Origin of the sequence: Microbacterium thalli (assembly GCF_028737325.1) — a bacterium.
Taxonomy (GTDB): Bacteria; Actinomycetota; Actinomycetes; order Actinomycetales; family Microbacteriaceae; genus Microbacterium; species Microbacterium thalli.
The window spans coordinates 1,311,676-1,333,468 of record NZ_JAQZCH010000001.1; the positions used below are offsets into that span (position 1 = coordinate 1,311,676).

Below are 21,793 nucleotides of genomic sequence, written 5' to 3' on the forward strand. Positions count from 1 at the left end.
CTGAAGCGATGAAGCGCTTCGGTCCTCGCGGCATCCGTCGTCGTTCGGCCCGCCCGGTGCTGGCGGTCTCGGCCCTCGTCTCGTCGGTCGTGCTCATCGCCGGCTGCGCGGCGCCGCCCGAGCCCGTTCCGACGACGCCACCGTCCACTCCGAGCCCGGTCGCGACCACGCCGGTCGCCGACGCCACCACGTGGCGGCCGTCGGGCGATCCGGTCGACATCGCGACGCAGCTCGAAGTGCCCTGGTCGGTCGTGGTGATGCCCGACGGGACGCAGCTGGTCAGCCAGCGCGATACGGGCGACGTGCTCGAGGTCGAGCCGGGCGCCGCGCCCCGCGTGGCCGGCCGGATCGACCTGACGGCTGCCGTCGGCGAGGGCGGCCTGCTCGGCATCGCCGTGCCCGATCCCGCCGGATCCGACGAGGAGGAGGGCACGCGCCTCTACGCGTATGTGACGACCGCCGACGACAACCGGGTCGTTCGGATGTCGCTCGAGGGTGAACCGGGCGATCGGCGCCTCGGCGACCCCGAGGTCGTCATCGACGGCATCCCGCGCGACCGGGTGCACAACGGCGGCCGGATCGCATTCGGCCCCGACAGCCTGCTCTACGTCGCCACGGGAGATGCCGGCGACCCGGATGCCGCGCAGGATCCCGACTCGCTCGCGGGCAAGATCCTGCGGCTCACGCCCGACGGCGATCCGGCACCGGGCAATCCGTTCGACTCGCCGGTGTACTCGCTCGGTCATCGCAACGTGCAGGGGATGGCCTGGACGCAGGACGGCAGCCTGTGGGCGAGCGAGTTCGGACAGGACACGTTCGACGAGCTCAACCGCATCGAGCCGGGCGGCAACTACGGCTGGCCCGTGCACGAGGGCATGTCGGACGAGCCGGGCTACCTCTCGCCGGTGGCGATCTGGACGCCCGACGAGGCCAGTCCCAGCGGCATCGCCGCGCGCGGCAGCACCGTCTTCGTCGCGGGCCTGCGCGGGGAGCGCGTGTGGCAGATCGACGTCACCGACGCCGGGGTCGTCGGCGAGCCGGTCGCGCTGTGGCCGGGTGAGCTCGGCCGGGTCCGCGACGCGGTCGTCGCGGGCGACGAACTGTGGCTGCTCACCGGCAACACCGACGGCCGCGGCAACGCCGCCGCCGGCGACGACCGGCTCGTCCGCGTGCCGTTGACGCCCGGCGCATGAGCGCGGACTTGATAGCGTTCGAGGAACACTCTTACGAACAGGGGACCCGGGTGACCGAACGCGTGACGTGGCTGCTCATCGACGGCGAGAACATCGACGCGACACTCGGACAGTCGATCCTGGGGCGGCGCCCCTTGCCCGACGAGCGTCCGCGGTGGGACCGCCTGCTGCAGTTCGTCGGCGACCAGTGGCAGCAGCCGGCGCGCGGCCTGTTCTTCCTGAACGCCAGCAACCACCTGCCGATGTCGTTCGTGCAGGCGCTGCTCGCGCTCGGCTACAAGCCGGTGCCGCTGTCGGGCGACGCGGACGAGAAGGTCGTCGACATCGCCATCCAGCGCACGCTCGCCGCGCTGAAGGACCGTGCCGACGACGTCGTCCTCGTCAGCCACGACCGCGACTTCGTCGGCGAGGTCGCAGCGCTCACCGGGCCCGACCGCCGCGTCGGCGTTCTGGCGTTCGCCGAGTTCCGCAGCAGCGAGCTGACGGCACTGCCCGGGGTCGAGTTCTTCGACCTCGAGTACGACGCGCATGCCTTCGACGCGCCGCTGCCGCGCGTCCGTGTCATCCCCATCGAGGCGTTCGACCCGTGGGAGTTCCTCGGCTGACGCAGCCAGCAGGGCTCCGTCTACCGGCATCGCCGGACGCTCGCAACCCCTCGACGCCGCAGGGGCGCCCCCGCGTAGCCTGTGGCGATGTTGGCATCAGATCTTCCCGATACCGCAACCCTGCTCGACCTCATCGATGCGCGGCATCCGGCGAGTGTGACCATCGTCGCGCCGTCGTCGCCGATCCCGTCCGACCGGCGTCTGGCCCAGCTGCAGCTGCGCGAGGGCATCGACGCGGCCGCCCGCCAGCTCGCCGACACCGACGTGCCGGCGGAGGAGCGCGGCAGCGTGATCGCGTCGCTGCGCGGGCTCGTCGACGACGAGGAGTTCTGGCAGAGTCAGTCGCGCTCGATCGTCGTGTTCGCCGCACCCGGCCGCGTCGCCGCCTTCCGGCTGCCGAGTCGCCTCGACGCCCGCGCGGCTGTGGGCGACCGGTTCGACGCGGGGCCGCTGCTGCGTGCCGTGACCTTCCCGCGTCGGGCGTTCATCGTGCGGCTGTCGCGCGAAGGCGCACGGCTGAGTGAGATCGGACCGGACCAGGGCCTGACCGAGCGCGCGATCGAGCTGCCCGACGATCTGTGGGCCGCGCTCGCACACACCACGACGGACGGCCAGCGCGACATGCCGCGGCCCCAGGGGACGACGGGCGATCGCATCGAGCGCGAGAAGTTCAGCCGCATCGTGCAGGACGCGGTCGTGCGCGTCGTGCCCGAGGGGGTTCCGCTCATCCTCGCCGCTTCGCAGGACCTCGAGCCCGCCTACCGCTCGGTCAACACGCACCGCGGCCTGCTCGAGCGCGGCATCCACGCCCACCCCGACTCGCTCTCGGACGCCGATCTCGAGCAGGCCGCTCGCGAGGTGCTCGACGCGCACGAGCACGGCGAGCTCGCTGCCTGGCGCGAGCACTTCGGGTCGCTGCGCGCCCAGGGCCTCGCGACCTCGTCGGTGCGCGAGGCGGCGGTGGCCGCGAGCACGGCGGCCGTCGATGAGCTGCTGTTCGACGTCGGCTTCGAGCAGGAGGGCGTCATCGACGAGACCGGGCATATCACCCGTGCGCCGGACGCCGGCCCCGGCACCTACGCGATCCTCGACGAGATCGCGGCGCGCGTGCTGCGCGCGGGCGGCCGGGTGCGTGCCGTGCGCAGCGCCGACCTGCCCGACGGCGCACCGGTTGCGGCGGTGCTGCGCTTCCCCGTGCCGACCGGCCTCGTCTGACCCGAGAGGTCCGTCGGATCGGCCTCCCGCCTCCGACGGACCTCTCGGCAGACCCGGCGCGGCGCGGTCCGGCGGCCGCTCAGAGGCTGCGGATGTGCTTGATGTTGGATTTCGCGGTGTCGATGACGGCTCCGACGCCACCGGAGTCCTTCGCGCCGAGCACCATCTTGGCCATCGACATCCCGAACCCGGCGACCTGCTCCGCCGTGATGGATGCCGGCATCGACAGCGCATCGGGATCGGTGACGATGTCGACGAGCGAGGGGCCGCGGTGGCTCAGGGCCGCTGCGACAGCGGCATCCAGGTCGCCCGGGTCGGTCACCCGCTGCGCGTGGAAGCCCAGGGCAGTGGCCACGGCGGCGAAGTCGACCATGGGGACGTCCACACCGAAGTCGGGGAAGCCGGCGACGAGCATCTCGGCCTTGACCATGCCCAGCGTCGAGTTGTTGAACACGAAGACGTTGAGCGGCAGGTCGTACGCGGCGACCGTGATCAGCTCGCCCAGCAGCATCGACAGCCCGCCGTCGCCCGCGATCGCGATGACCTGGCGGTCGGGGTAGGCCAGCTGCGCGCCGAACGCGTGGGGGAGCGCGTTGGCCATCGAGCCGTGCCGCCACGACGCGAGCAGTCGGCGCTGCGGGGTGGGGGTGACGTAGCGTGCCTGCCAGACGTTTCCCATACCGGTGTCGGCGGTGAAGACGGCGTCGGGTGCGGCGGCCCGATCGATCGCCGTCATGGCGCGCTCGGGATGGATGGGCTGCGCGTCCGAGTCGGTGTACGTCGCGACGGAGTCCGTCATCGCCTTCCGGTAGCGCTTGCGGGTGTGCTCGAGGAACCGGTCGTCGCGCTTGGCGGCGGTCTTCGCGCGGAGAGCCGCGAGGGTGAGACCGACGTCGCCGTGGACGGGATGGGTCACCCCGGCGCGCCGTCCGAGGCGGCGGGCGTCGACGTCGATCTGCGCGATGGTCGTCGTCGCGCCGTCGGGCAGGAACTGGTCGTAGGGGAAGTCGGTTCCCACCAGCAGCAGCAGGTCGGTCTCGTGCATCGCGTGGTCGATCGCGCCGTAACCGAGCAGCCCCGACATGCCGACGTCGTACGGGTTGTCGTACTGGATCCACTGCTTGCCGCGCAGCGAGTGCCCCATCGGGGCCTGGAGGTGCTCCGCGAACGCGATGACCTCGTCGCGGGCGTCGCGCGCCCCCTCGCCGACGAACAGGGTGATCTTCTCGGCCTCGTCGATCGCGGCGGCGAGCTCGGCGACGGTGCGGTCATCCGGCGCGACGCGTCCCGGTCGCGCGGGCACGAACGGGGCGGGCGCGCCGCTGGACCGGTGCTCGGCGAGGTCGCCGGGCAGCACGATCACCGAGACCGCCGACCCCGCCGTCGCGTGACGGATGGCGGAGCCGACGACGCGCGGCGACTGCTCGGGCGTCAGGATCATCTCGCAGTAGTCGCTGCACTCGGTGAACAGCCGCTCCGGATGCGTCTCCTGGAAGTACCCCGATCCGATCTGGACGCTCGGGATGTGGCTGGCGATCGCGAGCACGGGAACCCCCGACCGCTGCGCGTCGAAGAGACCGTTGATGAGGTGCAGGTTCCCGGGGCCGCAGCTGCCGGCGCACACGGCGAGCTCGCCGGTCAGCTCGGCGTCGGCCGCGGCGGCGAAGGCGGCCGCCTCTTCGTGCCGGACATGGATCCAATCGATGCCGCCCTCGGCAGCGCCGCCCGTTCGTCGCACCGCATCGACGATGGGGTTGAGCGAGTCGCCGACGATGCCGTAGATGCGCTTCACCCCCGCATCGATCAACTGGGCGACGATCTGCTCGGCGACGTTCTGCGGCACGGGAACTCCTTCGGCTGAGGCTGACGGGATGCCTCCAGTCTCGGCCCGCTCGCTATGCGCCAGCCAGGGGTTGCGTGAGGTCAGCCTTTGAGATCGGGGAAGTCGCTCTCGCGCCACTCCGTCTCGATGCGCTCATCGCCCGCCGCGATCTCGCGGTCGCGCAGCTCGACGCGGCGGATCTTGCCCGAGATCGTCTTCGGCAGCTCGAAGAACTCCAGACGACGGACGCGCATGTAGGGGGCCATGTGCTCGCGCGCGTGGGCGAGGATCGCGCGGGCCGTCTCGGGCGAGGCCTCCCAGGACGCCGCGAGGGCGACGTACGCCTTGACGACGTTCAGCCGCACGGCATCCGGTGCTCCCACCACACCCGCTTCGGCGACGGCCGGGTGGGTGAGCAGCACCGACTCGACCTCGAACGGCGAGACCTTGTAGTCGCTCGCCTTGAACACGTCGTCGGTGCGCCCGACGAAGGTCAGCTGCCCGTCGGCATCCCGCGTCGCGACATCGCTCGTGTGGTAGTACCCGTCGTAGTCGACGCGCGCCGTGCGTTCGGGTTCGCCGAGGTAGCCGGGGGTCAGGTTCAGCGGGCGCGTCGGCGCCGTCGGCAGGCAGATCTCGCCCTCGTCGCCGATGCGTCCGGTCAGCGGATCGATGAGCACGACGTCGTTGCCCGGCAGCGGGCGGCCCATCGCACCGGGCTTCAGCGCGACGCCGGGGGTGTTGCCGACGACAGCGGTCAGCTCGGTCTGCCCGTACCCGTCGCGGATGGCCAGCCCCCACCAGCGGTCGATCGTCGCGATGACCTCGGGGTTGAGCGGCTCGCCCGCCGACAGCAGCTCGCGCAGGGCGCGCGGACGGCTCTCGAGATCGGCCTGGATCAGCATCCGCCACACCGTCGGCGGCGCGCAGAACGTCGTGACCGCGTTGCGATCGAGCTGAGCGACGAGCGCCGCCGCATCGAAGCGCGCGTAGTTGTAGACGAAGATCGTCGCCTCGGCGATCCACGGGGCGAAGAACAGACTCCACGCGTGCTTGCCCCAGCCGGGCGCGCTGATGGTCATGTGCACATCGCCCGGGCGCACGCCGATCCAGTAGGTCGTCGACAGGTGCCCGACCGGATAGCTCACGTGTGTGTGCACGACCATCTTCGGCCGCGACGTCGTGCCCGAGGTGAAGTAGATCAGCGCGGGGTCGTCCGAAGCGACCACGACGCCGGGGGCCGCGTCCGACGCCGCGGCAGCGTCGGCGAAGCCCAGCCAGCCGGGGCGCTCGGCGCCGACGACGACGCGCACGAAATCGCCCGGGATGGCGTCGAACTTGGCGGCATCCGTGTCGTCCGCCAAGACCGCCCGGATGCCCGCGCGCTCGACGCGCTCGATGAGGTCCTCGGTGCCGAGGACGACCGAGGTCGGCAGGATGATCGCGCCGATCTTGAGGATCGCCAGCATCGCCTCCCACAGCTCGACTCGGTTGCCGAGCATGAGCATGACGGCGTCACCGCGCCCGACGCCCTGCCGGGTCAACCAGTTCGCGACGCGGTTGGAGCGTGATCGCATCTGCTCGTACGTGACACGGGACTCGGTGCCGTCCTCATCGACGACGTGCAGCGCGATGCGGTCGTTGCCGGCGGCGACGGCGTCGAACCAGTCGACGGCCCAGTTGAAGTGCGCGCCGACCTCGGGCCACGAGAACCCGGCATGGGCGCTGTCGGGGTCATGGGCATGGTCGAGGAGGAAGTCGCGGGCGGCGCGGAAGGCGTCGGTGGGCGTCGGGGCGGCGGGAGAAGACATGGGCCTCGGATCTGTCGTCGCGTCCGGCGCACGGCGCGGGGACGCCCTCCCGAGTCTAAGAAGGGCCGGATGCCGCGGGCCACATGCGCCGCAGCCGAGGTGCGACCGCGAAGATGGATGCATGGTCCTCGCCCTCCTGCTCGATGCCGTCTTCGTCGTCGCCTTCGCCGCCACGGGGCGGGCCAGCCACGACTCCGACATCCTCTCCGGCCTGTGGCAGACCTCGTGGCCGTTCCTCGCCGCTCTGCTGGTCGGGTGGCTCGCCGTGCGCGGATGGCGTGCTCCCGCGGCGCCGGTGCGGACAGGCCTCGGTGTCGCGGCGGTGACGGTCGCCGGCGGGATGCTGCTGCGCGCGGCATCCGGTCAGGGAACGGCGCTGCCGTTCGTCATCGTCGCGACCCTCACGGTGTTCACCCTGCTGATCGGCTGGCGCGCCGTCGCCCGTGCGCTCGCCGCGCTGCGGGCTCGGCGCTCTCTCAGCCGCGGGGCCGGATCCCGCGCGTAGCGTGGAGCGCATGCGTCATCCCGTTCCCGATCCCGTCGGCGCCGGCCAGGAGTCCGTCTGGGACTACCCGCGGCCGCCGCGCCTCGAGCGCATCCCCGTGCGCGTGACGATCGACTTCGCCGCGGTGACGATCGTCGACACCGACGACGTCGTGCGGGTGCTCGAGACCAGCCACCCGCCGGTGTACTACCTGCCGGCCGCAGCCTTCGTGCCGGGCTCGCTCGTGCCGACGGCGGGCTCGTCGTTCTGCGAGTTCAAGGGTGCGGCCGAGTACTTCGACGTCGTGCGGGACACCGCCGTCGCGGCGCGCGCGGCCTGGGGGTACCCGACCCCGGCGCCCGGCTACGAGGAGCTCGTCGGACGCGTCGCGGTGTACGCGGGAGGCATGGACCGGTGCACGGTCGACGGTGAGGTCGTCACGCCGCAGCCGGGCGGGTTCTACGGCGGCTGGGTGACGGCGAACATCGCGGGGCCGTTCAAGGGCGTGCCCGGCTCGATGGGCTGGTGACGGCCGGCGCCGTCGAACCGGGCACGGGGATGCCGCGGGCAGCGGCGACGCGTCAGAGTTCGGCGCGCGCGAGGTTGGCCCGCAGCTCGTCGGCGTCCTGGCGCACGACGTAGGCGGGCTGGTCGCGCTCCACGCGCCAGCTCTCGGCGAGGGAGCCGATGTCGACGGTGTCGAAGCCGAACTCGTCGTAGAGCGCGGTCACGTGCGCAACGGCGTCGGGGTGGTCGCTCGCGGTGGCGAGAGCCCGACGGCCGGGCGTGCCGGCGGGGGAGCCGTCGGTGGTGATGTCGGCGGCCGGGATGTGATTGAACGCCTTGACGACCTTCGCGTCGGCGAAGTGGCGCTGCGCCATCTCGGACGTCGTGGTCGTCTTGTCATCGAGGTCGGCGATCCGGCCGTCGCGCTCCCAGTAGTAGTTGTTCGTATCGAGCACGATCTTTCCGGCCAGCGGCTCGGCGGGAATGTCGCCGAGCGCCTTGAGCGGCACCGTCACGATCGCCCAGTCAGCCGCCTCCGCGGCCTCGCGCGCACTCGCCGCGCGTGCGTGCTCGCCGAGCCGGCCGACAAGGTCCGCCAGGGTCTCGGGCCCCCGCGAGTTCGCGATCACGACGTCGTAGCCGCGTTCGACGAGACCCGCCGCGAGGGCGCTGCCGATGTGTCCTGCTCCGATGATTCCCACTGTGGTCATGGCGGGGTCAACCGAGCCTGTCGCGGCGACATTCCCCGCCTGGGCGCGACGCGGTCAGAGGATCTGGCCGATGGGCTCGCGCTTTTCGGCCTGGAACCGGTCCTCGGTCCGCCCGCGCGCCCAGTAGCCCGACAGCGACACCCGGGCGCGGTCGAGCCCGCGCTCGTCGAAGAGCACGCGCCGGAGCGCCTTCATCGACTCGCGCTCGCCGTGCGCGAAGACCTGCACATCTCCTGCCCGCCAGTCGCACTGGCGCACGACCGCCGCGAGCGCTTCGGGGTCGTGCGCCGGGTCGACGACCCACTCGACCTCGACGCCCGCCGGCGCGGTGAGCGGCAGGATGGCGTCATCCGCGGGCACCTCGACGAAGGCGCGGCCCACGGCGTCTTCGGGCAGCGCCTCGAGCGCTGCGGCGATGGCAGGCAGTGCCGACAGGTCTCCCGCGAGCAGGTGCCAGTCGGCGGCGGCATCCGGCAGGTAGCCCCCACCCGGACCCATCAGCTCGATCGTGTCGCCGACCTGCGCGCGTGCCGCCCAGGGCCCGGCGAGGCCCTCGTCGCCGTGGACGACGAAGTCGATGTCGAGCGTGCCGGCCACGGCGTCGACACGGCGCACGGTGTATGTGCGGGTCACGGGCGCCGATTCGGGCGCCGGCGTCGTGAACTTCAGCTTGACGTACTTGTCGGTCTCGGGGCGGTTCTCGAACGCCGACATCCCGGGTCCGCCGAGCGTGATCCGGACGAGGTCAGCCGACAGGCGTTCGGTCGCGACGACCTGGAGGTCGATGCTCGGACGAGGGGCACGGGGAGCGGTGCGCGAAGATAGGGCCACCTTACTTACGGTACCCGCGCCGGCGGGCGGCCGGGTTCAGAGGAAACGCACCCAGTTCGCGCCGGCGCCGGTCTCGATCTGCTGCAGCAGCGTCAGCTTCACGCCGTCGACGGCGTAGAGCGAGACCGTCGCCGACCGCTCGCCGGCGGCGACGAGCCGGTCGCCGGCGCGCGAGACGGCGAAACCGCGCGGTTGCGGCTCGGTGGGGATGAAGGTCTCGACGGGGCGCACGGTGCCGTCCTGCGCGACGGGGACCGCCCCCAGCGAGCTCGTCGAGCGCTCGGACGTCCACAGGTGGCGCTCGTCGGCGCCGAGGTGGATGTCGGCTCCCCACACCGCGTGGTGGGCGACGGGGTCCGCCCCGATCTCACCGCGGACGAGCCCGGCGGCCGGGTCGACGGCGGGGGCCTGCGAACGCAGCTCGAGCGTGCCGGTGTCGCGATCGCGGGCGTAGTGCAGCACCTCGCCGGAGTACTCGGTCATGACGTAGACGGCGTCCTGTGCGGCGGTGAGCACGAGGTGGCGCGGACCGCTCCTGGCCGGGGCCGCCGCGGTGCCCACGGGGCTCAGCGTCAGGTCGTCGGCGAGTGCGTACGCGGCGACGAGGTCGTCGCCCAGCGACACGAAGTAGACGAACCGGCCGTCCGCCGAGGGGAGGACGGAGTGGAGCTTCGAGAACTCGACGCGACCGGTCGGCTCGCCCACGACTCCGTCGACGATCGGCGCGACGACGCCGTAGTCGCCGCCGTACGAGGCGGCCAGCAGCGCCGAGCCGTCACGGGTCAGGGCGATGTAGCTGACCGAGCCGCCGGGCAGCGCGAAGCGCGAGCGCGGAGTGAGCGTTCCGGTCTCGCGGTCCAGCGCGAGCGTGACGATGGCGGCGGGGTCGCCCTTCACGCCGGCGTAGACGAGGTCGCGTGCTTCGTCGACGGCGAAGGTGCCCGTGCCCGGGAGGTCTGCCGTGACGGCGAGCCGCTCGAGCGCATCGCCCACGAGGCGGAAGACGCTGATGCTGTTGTCGCCCGCGTTGGCGACCAGGACGAGAGAGGAGTCAGTCACACCCCGAGCCTAGCCGGGGGGTGTCGGCGGGCTCGCGGCGGGAACGCCCCGCCGGGACTGATAAACTCGCGGACGGAAGTGTGTCCGAGCGGCCTAAGGAGCATGGCTGGAATCCATGTAGGCGGGGTAACTCGCCTCGCAGGTTCAAATCCTGTCACTTCCGCCACGAACGACAGAGCGCCACTCCTCCGGGGGTGGCGCTCTGTCGTGTCCGGGGCGCGCCGGTCAGTCGCGTTCACCGGCCGGGACATCGAGGATGCCCGCCCAGATGCGGCCGCCGGCCACGATGCGCTGCGACGCGTCCAAGCGTGCAGCGGCGGTCGTCGGCTTGCGGACGGCCTGGGCGTGGATGCAGCCGGCGAACTCGTCGGTGAACCCCGAACGCGGATGCCGCACCGTCACGGCCCGCAGCACATCGTGGTCCCACAGCTCGGGTGCGACGCCCGACACGTCGAGGCTCGTCGCGACCTCGAGCAGGTGCCCCTCGGCATCCTCGTCCGGGTCGACGCTCAGCCACATGTGGCGCTCGATGATCTCGCGCACCCGCTCGCGGCGCTCCGGCGGCCAGCCGGCTCCGGCTGCGAACGCCCACGCTGCCGCACCGCCGGCGGATTCGAACGCGACCTCGTGGGCGTCGAAGGACGGCGTCACTCCGAGGTCGTGCAGCATCGCCGCGACGAACAGCAGTTCCGCGTCGTAGGGCAGCGACAGCGCGTCGGCCCGCAGCCGCGCCCACGCCCAGGATCGGATGCCGTGGTTCACCAGCGCCGGCGACGACCAGCGCCGCAGTGTCTCGAGGGCCGCCGCGGCGGCGGGGGTCGGGGGAGCGAGGAGCGCGTCGAGATCCGAGGTCACCCGGTCATTGTCGATCCCGGCGGTCGGGATGCCGGCCCGCGGCGGCCGGTCCGGCAGGGATCAGCGCGACGCTGTCGCGAATGCGACGATGGGGAGCGTTTCGAGGCGTCACGAAGGGTCATATGACCCTCACCACCCCGCGAAGGGTTTAGCGTCGGTGGGTCGCCATCGCGACGACATCCCCTCAGGAGCATCACCATGAGTTCTGCCACCTCGAAGAGTCCGGCCCCCGCCAAGCGGAAGAAGCCGTTCTACCGTTCGTTCGGCTTCCAGATCACCGTCGCCCTCGTCGCGGGCGTGCTGCTCGGCCTGCTGGCGCGCCAGCTCGGCCCCGACGCCGAGGGCAACCCGAACGGGCTCGCCGCGACGCTGTCCACGGTCGGCAGCGGCTACGTCACGCTGCTGCGCACCGCCGTCGTGCCGCTGATCTTCCTCGCGATCGTCGCCTCGATCACGCAGTTGCGCAACGTCACCAACGCCGCTCGCCTCGCCGGGCAGACGCTGCTGTGGTTCGGGATCACCGCCCTGATCGCGGTCACGATCGGCATCGTGCTCGGCGTCACGATCCAGCCCGGCGCGCGCGTCGACGCCGGCCAGCTCACGCCCGAGACCCCGTCGAACGTCGGCTCGTGGTGGAGCTTCCTCACCGGGCTCATCCCGCAGAACTTCCTCGGGCTCACCGTGTCGACCTCGATCAACCCCGACACCGGCGCGGCGTCGTCGAGCGTCGGCTACAACGTCCTGCAGATCATCGTGATCTCGGCCGCGATCGGCATCGCCGCGCTCAAGCTGGGCGCGCGGGCCGAGGCGTTCGTGACGTTCACCGAGTCGGCGCTCAAGGTCGTCCAGCGCGTGCTGTGGTGGATCATCCGCATCGCCCCGATCGGAACGCTCGGCCTCATCGGCTCCGCCGTCGTGACCTACGGCTGGGAGAAGCTGACGACGCTGCTGTGGTTCGCCGTGGCGATCTACGTCGGACTGGCCCTCGTGCTGTTCGTCGTGTACCCGGTGCTGCTGAAGACCCACGGCCTCTCGATCCGCCAGTACTTCTCGGGCGTGTGGCCCGCCGTGCAGCTCGCGTTCGTCTCGCGGTCGTCGATCGGCACCCTGCCGCTGACGCAGCGCGTCACCGAGCGCAACCTCGGCGTGCCGCGCGAGTACGCCTCGTTCGCCGTCCCGTTCGGCGCGACGACCAAGATGGACGGCTGCGCCGCGATCTACCCCGCGATCGCCGCGATCTTCGTCGCGCAGTTCTTCGGCCTCGAGCTGTCGGTCGTGCAGTACCTGCTCATCGTCGTGGTCTCGGTCGTCGGCTCGGCAGCGACCGCAGGCACCACCGGCGCGACGGTCATGCTCACGCTGACCCTCACGACGCTCGGCCTGCCGCTCGAGGGCGTCGGCCTGCTGCTCGCGATCGACCCCATCCTCGACATGGGCCGCACCGCCGTCAACGTCGCGGGGCAGGCGCTCGTGCCGACGATCGTCGCCAAGCGCGAAGGCATCCTCGACCGCGAGCTCTACGACGCCGAGCGCTCGGGCGACCCCTTCGCCGACGACAGCGCCGACGAGCTCGAGCAGCCCGCGCGCGCCTGATCGCGACGCCACCACCTGAGAGGGGCCGGTCCGGATGCTCCGGGCCGGCCCCTCTCGTGTGCGTGGCAGGTCAGGCCCGAACGAGGGTGCGAGGCAGCAGCATCGCCGTCAGGCGCCGCGGGGTCGACACCGACGCGAGCAGTCCCTGCCTCACCGCCGCCGCGTCCTCCGCGGCCGCGCTGCCCGCCGAGGTGTCGGCGGCGTCGCCGGGTCGGTCGAAGCCGGCGCGTTCGACGGCACCGACCAGCGCGGCCATGCGCTCGGCGGGCACGGCGGGCAGCGCGATCAACCGCGTCCCCAGCGCGCGGGGGCTCTCGGCGTCCGAGAGCGACAGCCCGACGTCGCGGGCACTGTCGCGGACGAACTGCCACGCCGCCAGGACGTCCCCGCGCCGCGCAGCCGAGAGCTGGCGACGGCGGCGCGCGGCGGCCAGCAGCGCCGGCAGTAGAAGCACGGCGACGGCACCGAGCACGACGCCGGCGTAGGGCAGCGCGACCGCGACGGGCGAGCGCTGCGATGCCGTGCCCGAAGCCGCGGAGGCCGACGGGCTCGGCGCGGCCGCGTCGCTGGGGGCGACGGATGCCGTGGGCTGCGGCGCCGGATCGGGCGTGACGTCCTCGCCGCCGTCGTCGGGAAGCGGCTGCGTCGACCGCTGGTACGTCGGCGGCGCACCGAGACTGTTCGTCGGCTCGAACGGCACCCAGCCGATACCCGCGAAGTACACCTCGGGCCACGAGTGCAGCTGCGAGCTCAGGACCGAGGCGACGCTCTCGCCGTCGACCGAGCGCCCCGTGAGGCTGCCCGGCAGGTAGCCCACGACGATGCGGGACGGCATGCCCAGCGTGCGCGCCATGACGGCGAACGCCGAGGCGTAGTGCACGCAGTACCCGCTGCGCGCCCGCAGGAAGTCGGCGATCGCGTCGACCCCCGAGCCGTCGAACCCGTCGGCCACGGGAGCGTCGAGCGAATAGCGGAAGTCCGAGCCGCGGAACCACCGCTGCAGTGCGGCGAGCTGGTCGTACGCGGTGACCTCGCCCGCGGTGATCTCGCGCGCCGTGCGCTCGATCGAGGGCGGCATGGCGTCGGGAAGCTGCGTGACGAAGTCGGGTAGTCCCTCCGAGGTCGTGCCGGCGGCCTGGATCTGTTCGAGCGTCGGGCGCACCACGTGCGTCGTGGTGACGTACTCCTGGCCCTGCGTGTCGGCGCCGTCGCCGATGACGGTGCGGTTGCTCGGCATCGCCGCCCACGATCCGGCGAGGTCGTCGACGCGCACGGCCGGCGACGGCACGGGCAGCCACGTCGACGAGAGCTGGGTGACCGCCACGGTCGTGCGGTACTCCGTGATCCGGATGTCGGGATCGGCGACGACGGGTCCGAGCGCGTCGGGCGTCAACGGGGCGGTCTCGTCGCGGTCGGGCTCCCACACCCGGCCGTCGAAGCGCGAGAGCGTCGTTGCGCGCAGGTACGGCGAATTGGGGGCGTTGGTGCGCGTCGTGAGCACCTCGACCTCGGTGGGGCGCCGCAGGTCGTCACCCAGCTCGAGGTTGGCGTTGATCGTCGTGGCCGGTCCCGTGCCGATGCCCACGCGCGGCGCGGGCCGCGGCAGCTCGGGCACGACGACGACCGTCGCGACGATGGCCGCGACCGCCACACCCGCGGCCAGCGCCGTGCCGGTCCGCGGCGAACGGCGAGATGTCGCGGTCGCGTCGGAACCGGATGCCGTCCGTGCCGCCGCCGCCACGAGCGCTCGCTCACGCGTCCGCGTCTCGGTGCGTAGGAGCAGCAGCAGGGATGCCGCGAAGGCGACGAACGACGCGATGTCGAGGGGCGTCGGCACCGACAGCGCCGGGATCAGCCAGACCGCGACGAGGGCGACGGCCCCCAGCAGCGGCATACGCGCCGTGATGACGGTGTGGTCGAGCAGGACGGTGAGTGCGGCGAGGGCCGCCACCGTCACGATCGCGAGCGGCCGGCCCACCTCGAGCGGCGCGACACCGGTGATGATCTGATCGGCGGCGCCGGCGGCGATGGCGGGCAGCTCCGCGATCGTGCCGGGGGAGGGGATGACCAGCAGTAGGGCGGTGCTGCCGAAGTAGACCGCGGTGATCAGCGCCCCGGCCAGCAGCAGCTCGGCGAGCGTCACCAGGAGCGCCGGGGTGCGCAGCCGCCGCAGAGCCACGCCGGCGGCGAGGACCGTGATCACGACGGCGGCCGCCACGACGAGCCACGACCCCGCCGCGACGACGCGCAGCAGCGGCAGGACCGCCACGGTGATCGCGACGAGAAGGGCGAGGGCCAGGCGCGTACGGCCGCTGCGCCGAACCTCGAGCCGCCGCACCTCAGACCCCCGCACGGCTCGCCCCTCGGTCGGTGGCGAGCTGCCAGGCATCGGCGAGGTCGCGGTCGGGCGTCAGCGGCGCCACGCGCCACCCGGCGTCGCGGGCGCGCTCGAACACGTCCGCGGTCGTGTCGGCGGCCCAGAGGATGGGCAGCGCGCTGTGTCCGACGAGAGGCGACAGTGCGGTGATGTCCGCGGGGCTCACGTGCGCGGTGATGACGACGACGGGGCCCGACACGGTCGTGGAGAAGAACCGCGGGATCAGCGACAGACGGTCCGCGCCGCCGGCGACGACCGTCGCGAGGTCGAGGCCGAGCTGCTCCACCGCGACCGTGTCGCCCGCCGGGACCGGCGCCCCCAGCGGCATCCCCTCGGTGTCGAGCACGATCACGTCGTAGCCTTCGCGGGCCAGGCGGGCGCTCGCCGACACCGCGGCCGAGACGGCGACCTCGAACGCGGGGTCCGCGCCGGGCAGCGCCGCGTCGGCCGACCACCGCGTCGCCGCGCGGTCGAGCACGACGGTGGCCTCGGGGGTCGACTCCTGCTCCTCCTGACGCACCATCAGCTCGTCGTGGTGGGCGCTGGCCCGCCAGTTGATGCGCCGCATCGAGTCGCCGGGCTCGTACGAGCGGGGGATGAGGTTGTCGGCTCCTTCGCCGAGTTGATGGGTCGCGGTGTGCAGGCTGCCGCCGGCCTCGCCGGGGTACTCGGCCAGGGGTGGCAGCGCGACGATCGCCGGGGTGACGGTCACCGACTCGATGCCGCCGACCCGCAGACGGCGGCGGGTGAGGCCGAACGGATCGGTGACGACCAGACCGAACGGGCCGATCTCACGGATGCCGCGCCGCACCGCGCGGATGCGGTATGCGAGCCGCATCCGTCCCGCCGACCCCGCCGCGACGACCCCGGTCGCCTCGCCCTCGATGCCCTCGGGCAATACGTCGGTCCAGCGCGCGAGCGTGCCCGGCAGGCCGGAGCGCGCCGATACGTGCACGGTGACGACGCTCTCGTGTCCGACGGCGGCGACATCGGGTGCGAACGACCGCGACACCTCGCCGTAGCGGTGCACGAACCACAGCGAGATCCAGGCCACCACGACGGTCGCCAGCAGAAGCACACCGACGTAGACCAGCTCGGCGACGTTGACGGCATGGGCGAGGACGATGGCGCCCACCCCGAGGACGACGGCGCCGCCGCCGCGCAGCGTCAACGGCCACCCGCGGCGCAGGCGGGCGCGGAGGCGCGCGGGGCGTGTCGCGACGGCGGAGCGGGCCGGCATGTCGCGCCTCACCGCACCGGAAGCGGCACCGGAACCTCGGCCGCGATGGCCGCGAGGGCCGCGTCGACGACCTCCGTGCCGCTGCGCCCGCGCGCGGCGCCGCTGCTGCGGGCCGGGATGAGGCGGTGGGCGAACACCGGCTGCAGCAGGGCGACGAGGTCGTCGGGGATGACGAACGGGCGCCCGTCCAGGGCGGCCCACACCTTCGCGGCGCGCACGAGCTGCAAGGTGGCGCGCGGACTGGCGCCCAGGCGCAGATCGGGGTGTTCGCGGGTCGCGCGGGCGATCGCGACGGCGTACTCCTCGATCGCGGGCGAGACGTGCAGCCGACGCGCCCACGCGATGAGGTCCTGCACGTCGGCGGCCGCGACGACCGGCGCCAACGACGTGAGCGGGTTCACGCTGTCGCGATCGCGCAGCATGCGCGCCTCGGATGCCGCATCGGGGTAACCCATCGAGATGCGCATCATGAACCGGTCGCGCTGCGCCTCCGGCAGCGCGTAGGTGCCGTCCATCTCGAGGGGGTTCTGCGTCGCGACGACCAGGAACGGGGCCGGAAGCGGATGGGTACGCCCGTCGACGGTCACCTGACGTTCCTCCATCGCCTCGAGCAGCGCCGACTGCGTCTTGGGGGAGGACCGGTTGATCTCGTCGGCGATGACGATGTTGGCGAAGATCGCGCCCTGCTTGAACTCGAACTCGCGGTCGGCCTGGTTGAAGACGCTGACGCCGGTGACATCGCCGGGCAGCAGGTCGGGCGTGAACTGGATGCGGCGCACCGACGCGTCGACGGTGGCCGCGAGGGCTCGCGCCAGCATCGTCTTACCGACACCGGGCACATCCTCGATGAGCAGATGCCCCTCGGCGAGCAGGCACACGAGCGCGGAGCGCACCGCCTCCGGCTTGCCGTCGATGACCCGGGCGATGCTCGCGGAGATGGCGTCGGTCGTGGCCGCGAACCGATCGGGGCCGAAAGCCGCCCGCGTGCCCTCGTTCGTCATGCGATCCCCTCGTTCCCTGCGCCACGCCGCATCGCGCGCGTCTGCGGCAGAGCCTAACCGGCCCCGGTGACGGGAGGACTCAGCTTCCGGGTTAGACTGGTGGCAGCTCTCCGCGAGGCGGCATCCAGGCCAACTCCCCCAGGACGGAAACGTAGCAAGGGTAACCAGGCTCTGCCGGGTTCGCGGAGAGTCTTAATTTTCCCCACCGACGTGGCCTGCGGCATCCGCCGCCACGATCCGCGGGGATTTTCCCGGCTCGTGGTCAGGCCTCTCCTCTTAGGCTGAACCCGTGGCTCAGAGCATCTACATCACATCCGCAGAAGGCCATTCCGCGAAGTCGATCATCGCGCTGGGGGTGCTCGAGGCCTTCAGTCGCGTCGCGCCACGCGTCGGCGTCTTCCGGCCGATCGCGCGATCCACCGACGAACGCGACTATGTGCTCGAGATGCTGCTCGACCACGACGGCGTCGACCTCGCCTACGACGACTGCATCGGCGTCACCTACGACGACATGCGCAGCGACCCGGATGCCGCGCTCTCGCGCATCGTCGAGCGCTACAAGGCCGTCGAGGCGCAGTGCGACGCCGTCGTCATCATGGGCAGCGACTACACCGACGTCGGGTCGCCGGCCGAACTGGGCTACAACGGCCGCATCGCCGTGAACCTCGGTGCTCCCGTGCTGCTCGTGCTCGGCGGTCGCGCCGGGCAGGGCGGGGGAGAGACGCTCGGCTCGTCGGCCGCGCGCACGCCCGACGAGATGGGCCAGATCGCCTCGCTCGCCGTCGCCGAACTGCGCGGCGACCGGGCCGAGCTGTTCGCCGTCGTGGCGAACCGTGCCGACGGCGACCGCCTCGACGAGATCATCGCCGCCGTCCGTCGCACCGTCCCCCAGGACGTCCCGGTGTGGGCGGTGCCCGAAGACCGGTTCCTCGTGTCGCCGTCCGTGCGGGGCGTGCTCGAAGCGGTGCAGGGCAGCCTCGTCAAGGGCGATGCCGACCTGCTCGGCCGCGAGGTGCTCGGGGTCGTCATCGGCGCGATGTCGATGGTCAACGTGCTGCCGCGCCTGAGCGAGCGCTCGGTGGTGGTCATCCCGGCCGACCGGGCCGAAGTCCTCCTGGCGACGCTGCTCGCGCACGCGTCCGGTACCTTCCCGACCCTCTCGGCGATCGTCATCAACGGCGGCTTCCCGTTGCCCGAGTCGGTCGACCGGCTCATCGACGGCGTCGGCGCGACCCTTCCCATCATCGCGACCGATCTCGACACGTACGAGACGGCCGCGCGCATCATGAGCACCCGCGGTCGCCTCGCCGCCGACTCCCGTCGGCACTACGACGCCGCTCTCGCCCTGTTCGAGCGTCACATCGACACGTCCGAGCTGACGCAGGCCCTCGGCCTGGCGCGCTCGACCGTCGTGACGCCGCTGATGTTCGCGTACGGACTCGTCGAGCGGGCCCGCACCGACCGGCGCCGCATCGTGCTTCCCGAGGCCGACGACGACCGCGTCCTGCACGCGGCATCCATCGTCCTCTCGCGCGGCATCGCCGACATCACCCTGCTGGGCGAAGAGGTCGAGGTGCGCTCGCGTGCGCTCGAGCTCGGCCTCGACCTGCGCGACGCCGAGATCCTCTCGCCGTTCGACGCCGTGCACGTCGACAAGTTCGCCCGCGAGTACGAGCGCCTGCGCGCCCACAAGGGGATGACGTACGGCCAGGCCGCCGATGCCGTCACCGACGTGTCGTACTTCGGCACGCTCATGGTGCACCTGGGGCTCGCCGATGGCATGGTCTCGGGCGCCGCCCACACGACGGCCCACACCATCCGCCCGGCGTTCGAGATCATCAAGACCAAGCCGGGCGTCTCCGTCGTCTCGAGCGTCTTCCTCATGGCGCTCGCCGACCGCGTGCTCGTCTACGGCGACTGCGCCGTCATCCCCGACCCCACGAGCGAGCAGCTCGCCGACATCGCCGTGTCGTCGGCCGAGACGGCGCGTCAGTTCGGCATCGACCCGCGCGTGGCGATGCTGTCGTACTCGACAGGGGAGTCGGGCTCGGGCGCCGACGTCGACAAGGTCCGGGCAGCGACGGCACTCGTGCGCGAGCGCGCGCCGGAACTGCTCGTCGAGGGACCGATCCAGTACGACGCGGCCACCGACGCCGCCGTCGCGGCGAAGAAGATGCCCGGGTCGTCAGTTGCCGGAAAGGCGACGGTGTTCGTCTTCCCCGACCTGAACACGGGAAACAACACCTACAAGGCCGTGCAGCGCTCGGCGGGCGCGATCGCGATCGGTCCCGTGCTGCAGGGCCTGAACAAGCCCATCAACGACCTTTCGCGCGGAGCGCTCGTCGAAGACATCGTCAACACGATCGCCATCACCGCGATCCAGGCCCAGGGAGGGGCATCCGCATGAGCATCGTGCTCGTCATCAACAGCGGCTCGTCATCGTTCAAGTACCAGCTGATCGACGCCGCCACCGGGTCTCCGCACGCCTCCGGCCTCGTCGAGCGGATCGGCCAGGAGCAGGGCCGCGTCAAGCACACCGTCTTCTTCTCGGGCACCGACACGACCGGAGCGGATGCCGCCGTCGCGGCGACCGACGCGACGTACGAGCGCGAGCTGCCGATCGCCGACCACACGGCCGGGTTCCAGCTGATGCTCGACGCCTTCGCTGAGAACGGGCCGTCGCTCGAGCGCCTGGCGCCCGTCGCCGTCGGACACCGCGTCGTCCACGGCGGCGCCCGCTTCTTCGAGCCGACGCTCATCACGCCCCTGGTCGAGATCAACATCGACGAGCTGTCGGTGCTCGCGCCGCTGCACAACCCCGGGGCGCTCCAGGGCATCCGCGCCGCGAAGGCCGCCTTCGGCGACCTGCCGCACGTCGCGGTCTTCGACACCGCCTTCCACCAGACGATGCCGCCCGCGGCCTACACGTACGCGATCGACGCCGAGCTCGCCGAGGCGCACCGGGTGCGCCGCTACGGCTTCCACGGCACCTCCCACAAGTTCGTCTCCGAGGCGGCGGCCGCCCATCTCGGGCGCCCGCTCGCAGACCTGCGTCAGATCGTCTTCCACCTCGGCAACGGCGCATCGGTCACGGCGATCGACGGCGGGCGCTCGGTCGACACGTCGATGGGTCTGACCCCACTCGAAGGCCTCGTCATGGGCACGCGCTCGGGCGACCTCGACCCCGCCGTCATCTTCCACCTGGCCCGCCGCGCCGAGATGACCATCCCCGAGCTCGACGACCTGCTCAACAAGCGCAGCGGCGTGCTCGGCCTCGCGGGCGTCTCGGACATGCGCGACATCGAGGACGGCGTCGAACGCGGCGACGAGAAGGCGACGCTCGCCTTCGAGGTTTACGCGCACCGGCTGCGCGCGTATGCGGGCGCCTACCTCGCGCAGCTGGGCGGCGTCGACGTCATCTCCTTCACCGCGGGGGTCGGGGAGAACTCGCCGCTCGTGCGGGCGAGCGCCCTCGCCACGCTCGGCTTCGCCGGCATCGAGATCGACCCGGCGCGCAACGAGCAGCGCGGTCGCGGCATCCGTCGCATCTCGACCGACAGCTCGGCCGTGACGGTCCTCGTCGTGCCCACCAACGAGGAGCTCGAGATCGCGCGGCAGACCGTCGCCGTGACCGCCTGAGATCATCCGGCCGTGTGGCGCGTCGAGCGGCCCGGGGGTGATTACGCTGGGTCTGTGACCGCGGCTCAGCTTCCCGACCTGACCACCTACGACGGCGTGCTGTTCGACCTCGACGGGGTTCTCACCCCGACCGCCGAGGTGCACATGCATGCGTGGGAGGCGATGTTCACCGAGCTGTTCACGGCGTGGGGGATCACGCCCGCCTACACCTCCGACGACTACTTCCGTCACCTCGACGGCAAGAAGCGGTACGACGGTGTTGCGAGCCTGCTGCGCTCGCGCGACGTCGAGGTGCCGTGGGGCGAGCCCGGCGACGACCCCTCCGCCGACACGGTCTGCGGCATCGGCAACCGGAAGAACGCCGTCTTCGAGCGCGTGCTGCGCGCCGAGGGCATCGCCCCGTACCCCGGTTCGCTCGCCCTCGTCGACAAGCTGCAGGCGGCCGGCATCCCCATCGCCGTCGTGTCGAGCTCGAAGAACGCGCGCGAGGTTCTCGATGTCGCCGGCCTGCTCGAGCGCTTCCCGGTGGTGATGGACGGCGTGATCGCCGAAGAGCGTCACCTGCCCTCGAAGCCCGCGCCCGACGTCTTCGCCGAAGGCGCGCGCATGCTCGGCGTCGACCCGGCGCGTTCGGTCGCCATCGAGGACGCGCACTCCGGCGTCGAGTCGGCCGTCGCGGCAGGCTACGCTCTCGTGGTCGGGGTCGATCGCGGTGCCGGCGCCGACACGCTCCGCGCCCTCGGAGCGAACGTCGTCGTCGACGATCTCGACGCCTTCGTCTGAACCCGAATCACCCGAACTCACCCGCATCCACCGGCCACCTCCCGCGGCCGGTCACCGCCCTCTGGAAG

General features: G+C 72.1%; 17 protein-coding genes, 1 tRNA gene, 1 other RNA gene and 1 pseudogene. 11 read left to right on the plus strand and 9 right to left on the minus strand.

The window, feature by feature from the left end:
• Positions 1-8: 8 nt before the first annotated feature.
• From PUW82_RS06420 to PUW82_RS06430, 3 genes are all read left to right on the plus strand, one after another.
• The gene (locus PUW82_RS06420; RefSeq protein WP_274221457.1) at positions 9-1,193 is read left to right on the plus strand and encodes a PQQ-dependent sugar dehydrogenase; all 1,185 of its coding nucleotides are present in this window, start codon (positions 9-11) and stop codon (positions 1,191-1,193) included.
• Between the two features lie 50 nt (positions 1,194-1,243).
• Complete coding sequence (locus PUW82_RS06425) at positions 1,244-1,798, plus strand: NYN domain-containing protein (RefSeq protein WP_274221458.1); 555 nt, start codon at positions 1,244-1,246, stop codon at positions 1,796-1,798.
• 87 nt (positions 1,799-1,885) lie between these two features.
• Complete coding sequence (locus tag PUW82_RS06430) at positions 1,886-3,013, plus strand: baeRF11 domain-containing protein (protein ID WP_274221459.1); 1,128 nt, start codon at positions 1,886-1,888, stop codon at positions 3,011-3,013.
• 79 nt (positions 3,014-3,092) lie between these two features.
• Here PUW82_RS06430 and PUW82_RS06435 read toward each other — a convergent pair whose 3' ends face one another.
• Together PUW82_RS06435 and PUW82_RS06440 are read right to left on the minus strand one after the other, a co-directional pair.
• Positions 3,093-4,856, minus strand: coding sequence for a pyruvate dehydrogenase (locus tag PUW82_RS06435; protein ID WP_274221460.1), 1,764 nt, complete (start codon positions 4,854-4,856; stop codon positions 3,093-3,095).
• An 80-nt stretch (positions 4,857-4,936) separates the two neighbouring features.
• The gene (locus PUW82_RS06440; RefSeq protein ID WP_274221461.1) at positions 4,937-6,646 is read right to left on the minus strand and encodes an AMP-binding protein; all 1,710 of its coding nucleotides are present in this window, start codon (positions 6,644-6,646) and stop codon (positions 4,937-4,939) included.
• Between the two features lie 121 nt (positions 6,647-6,767).
• On the opposite strand from PUW82_RS06440, the gene PUW82_RS06445 reads away from it, so the two are divergent.
• Both PUW82_RS06445 and PUW82_RS06450 read left to right on the plus strand, forming a co-directional pair.
• Positions 6,768-7,151 (plus strand): DUF3054 domain-containing protein, encoded by a 384-nt coding sequence (locus PUW82_RS06445; protein WP_274221462.1) that lies wholly within the window; start codon positions 6,768-6,770, stop codon positions 7,149-7,151.
• A gap of 10 nt (positions 7,152-7,161) precedes the next feature.
• Complete coding sequence (locus PUW82_RS06450) at positions 7,162-7,659, plus strand: DUF427 domain-containing protein (RefSeq protein WP_274221463.1); 498 nt, start codon at positions 7,162-7,164, stop codon at positions 7,657-7,659.
• Between the two features lie 52 nt (positions 7,660-7,711).
• On the opposite strand, the pseudogene PUW82_RS06455 reads toward PUW82_RS06450, so the two are convergent.
• From PUW82_RS06455 to PUW82_RS06465, 3 genes and pseudogenes are all read right to left on the minus strand, one after another.
• Positions 7,712-8,362, minus strand: a pseudogene (locus PUW82_RS06455) (NADPH-dependent F420 reductase); the annotation flags it as partial.
• 39 nt (positions 8,363-8,401) lie between these two features.
• Positions 8,402-9,178 carry a siderophore-interacting protein gene (locus PUW82_RS06460; RefSeq protein ID WP_274221464.1) on the minus strand — a complete coding sequence of 259 codons (777 nt, stop codon included), beginning with the start codon at positions 9,176-9,178 and terminating at the stop codon, positions 8,402-8,404.
• Between the two features lie 36 nt (positions 9,179-9,214).
• The gene (locus tag PUW82_RS06465; RefSeq protein WP_274221465.1) at positions 9,215-10,237 is read right to left on the minus strand and encodes a lactonase family protein; all 1,023 of its coding nucleotides are present in this window, start codon (positions 10,235-10,237) and stop codon (positions 9,215-9,217) included.
• Positions 10,238-10,311: 74 nt separating this feature from the next.
• Here PUW82_RS06465 and PUW82_RS06470 point away from each other — a divergent pair.
• Positions 10,312-10,403, plus strand: a tRNA-Ser gene (locus PUW82_RS06470).
• 59 nt (positions 10,404-10,462) lie between these two features.
• On the opposite strand, the gene PUW82_RS06475 is transcribed toward PUW82_RS06470, so the two are convergent.
• The gene (locus PUW82_RS06475; RefSeq protein WP_274221466.1) at positions 10,463-11,092 is read right to left on the minus strand and encodes an HD domain-containing protein; all 630 of its coding nucleotides are present in this window, start codon (positions 11,090-11,092) and stop codon (positions 10,463-10,465) included.
• 198 nt (positions 11,093-11,290) lie between these two features.
• On the opposite strand from PUW82_RS06475, the gene PUW82_RS06480 reads away from it, so the two are divergent.
• Positions 11,291-12,685: a dicarboxylate/amino acid:cation symporter gene (locus PUW82_RS06480; protein WP_274221467.1), complete on the plus strand. Its 1,395-nt coding sequence runs from the start codon at positions 11,291-11,293 to the stop codon at positions 12,683-12,685.
• Positions 12,686-12,755: 70 nt separating this feature from the next.
• On the opposite strand, the gene PUW82_RS06485 is transcribed toward PUW82_RS06480, so the two are convergent.
• Genes PUW82_RS06485 through PUW82_RS06495 form a run of 3 tightly spaced genes read right to left on the minus strand, consistent with a single transcriptional unit; the run spans position 12,756 to position 17,303 of the window.
• Positions 12,756-15,038, minus strand: a complete 2,283-nt coding sequence (locus PUW82_RS06485) for a transglutaminase TgpA family protein (RefSeq protein ID WP_274221468.1) — start codon at positions 15,036-15,038, stop codon at positions 12,756-12,758.
• Positions 15,025-16,302, minus strand: coding sequence for a DUF58 domain-containing protein (locus PUW82_RS06490; protein WP_274221469.1), 1,278 nt, complete (start codon positions 16,300-16,302; stop codon positions 15,025-15,027). The genes PUW82_RS06485 and PUW82_RS06490 overlap by 14 nt, the downstream gene beginning before the upstream one ends.
• A gap of 8 nt (positions 16,303-16,310) precedes the next feature.
• Entirely contained in the window at positions 16,311-17,303 is a 993-nt protein-coding gene (locus PUW82_RS06495) for an AAA family ATPase (protein ID WP_274221470.1), read from the minus strand.
• 101 nt (positions 17,304-17,404) lie between these two features.
• Between PUW82_RS06495 and ffs the strand changes: the two genes are divergently transcribed.
• The 4 genes from ffs to PUW82_RS06515 all read left to right on the plus strand — a co-directional run bounded on the left by ffs (position 17,405) and on the right by PUW82_RS06515 (position 21,725).
• Positions 17,405-17,501, plus strand: an RNA gene (gene ffs / locus PUW82_RS06500) — signal recognition particle sRNA small type.
• Positions 17,502-17,592: 91 nt separating this feature from the next.
• The gene (pta, locus tag PUW82_RS06505; protein ID WP_274221471.1) at positions 17,593-19,710 is read left to right on the plus strand and encodes a phosphate acetyltransferase; all 2,118 of its coding nucleotides are present in this window, start codon (positions 17,593-17,595) and stop codon (positions 19,708-19,710) included.
• The gene (locus PUW82_RS06510) at positions 19,707-20,942 is read left to right on the plus strand and encodes an acetate/propionate family kinase (RefSeq protein ID WP_274221472.1); all 1,236 of its coding nucleotides are present in this window, start codon (positions 19,707-19,709) and stop codon (positions 20,940-20,942) included. Before pta ends, PUW82_RS06510 begins: the two co-directional genes overlap by 4 nt.
• A gap of 54 nt (positions 20,943-20,996) precedes the next feature.
• Positions 20,997-21,725 carry an HAD family hydrolase gene (locus PUW82_RS06515; protein WP_274221473.1) on the plus strand — a complete coding sequence of 243 codons (729 nt, stop codon included), beginning with the start codon at positions 20,997-20,999 and terminating at the stop codon, positions 21,723-21,725.
• Positions 21,726-21,793: the final 68 nt, after the last annotated feature.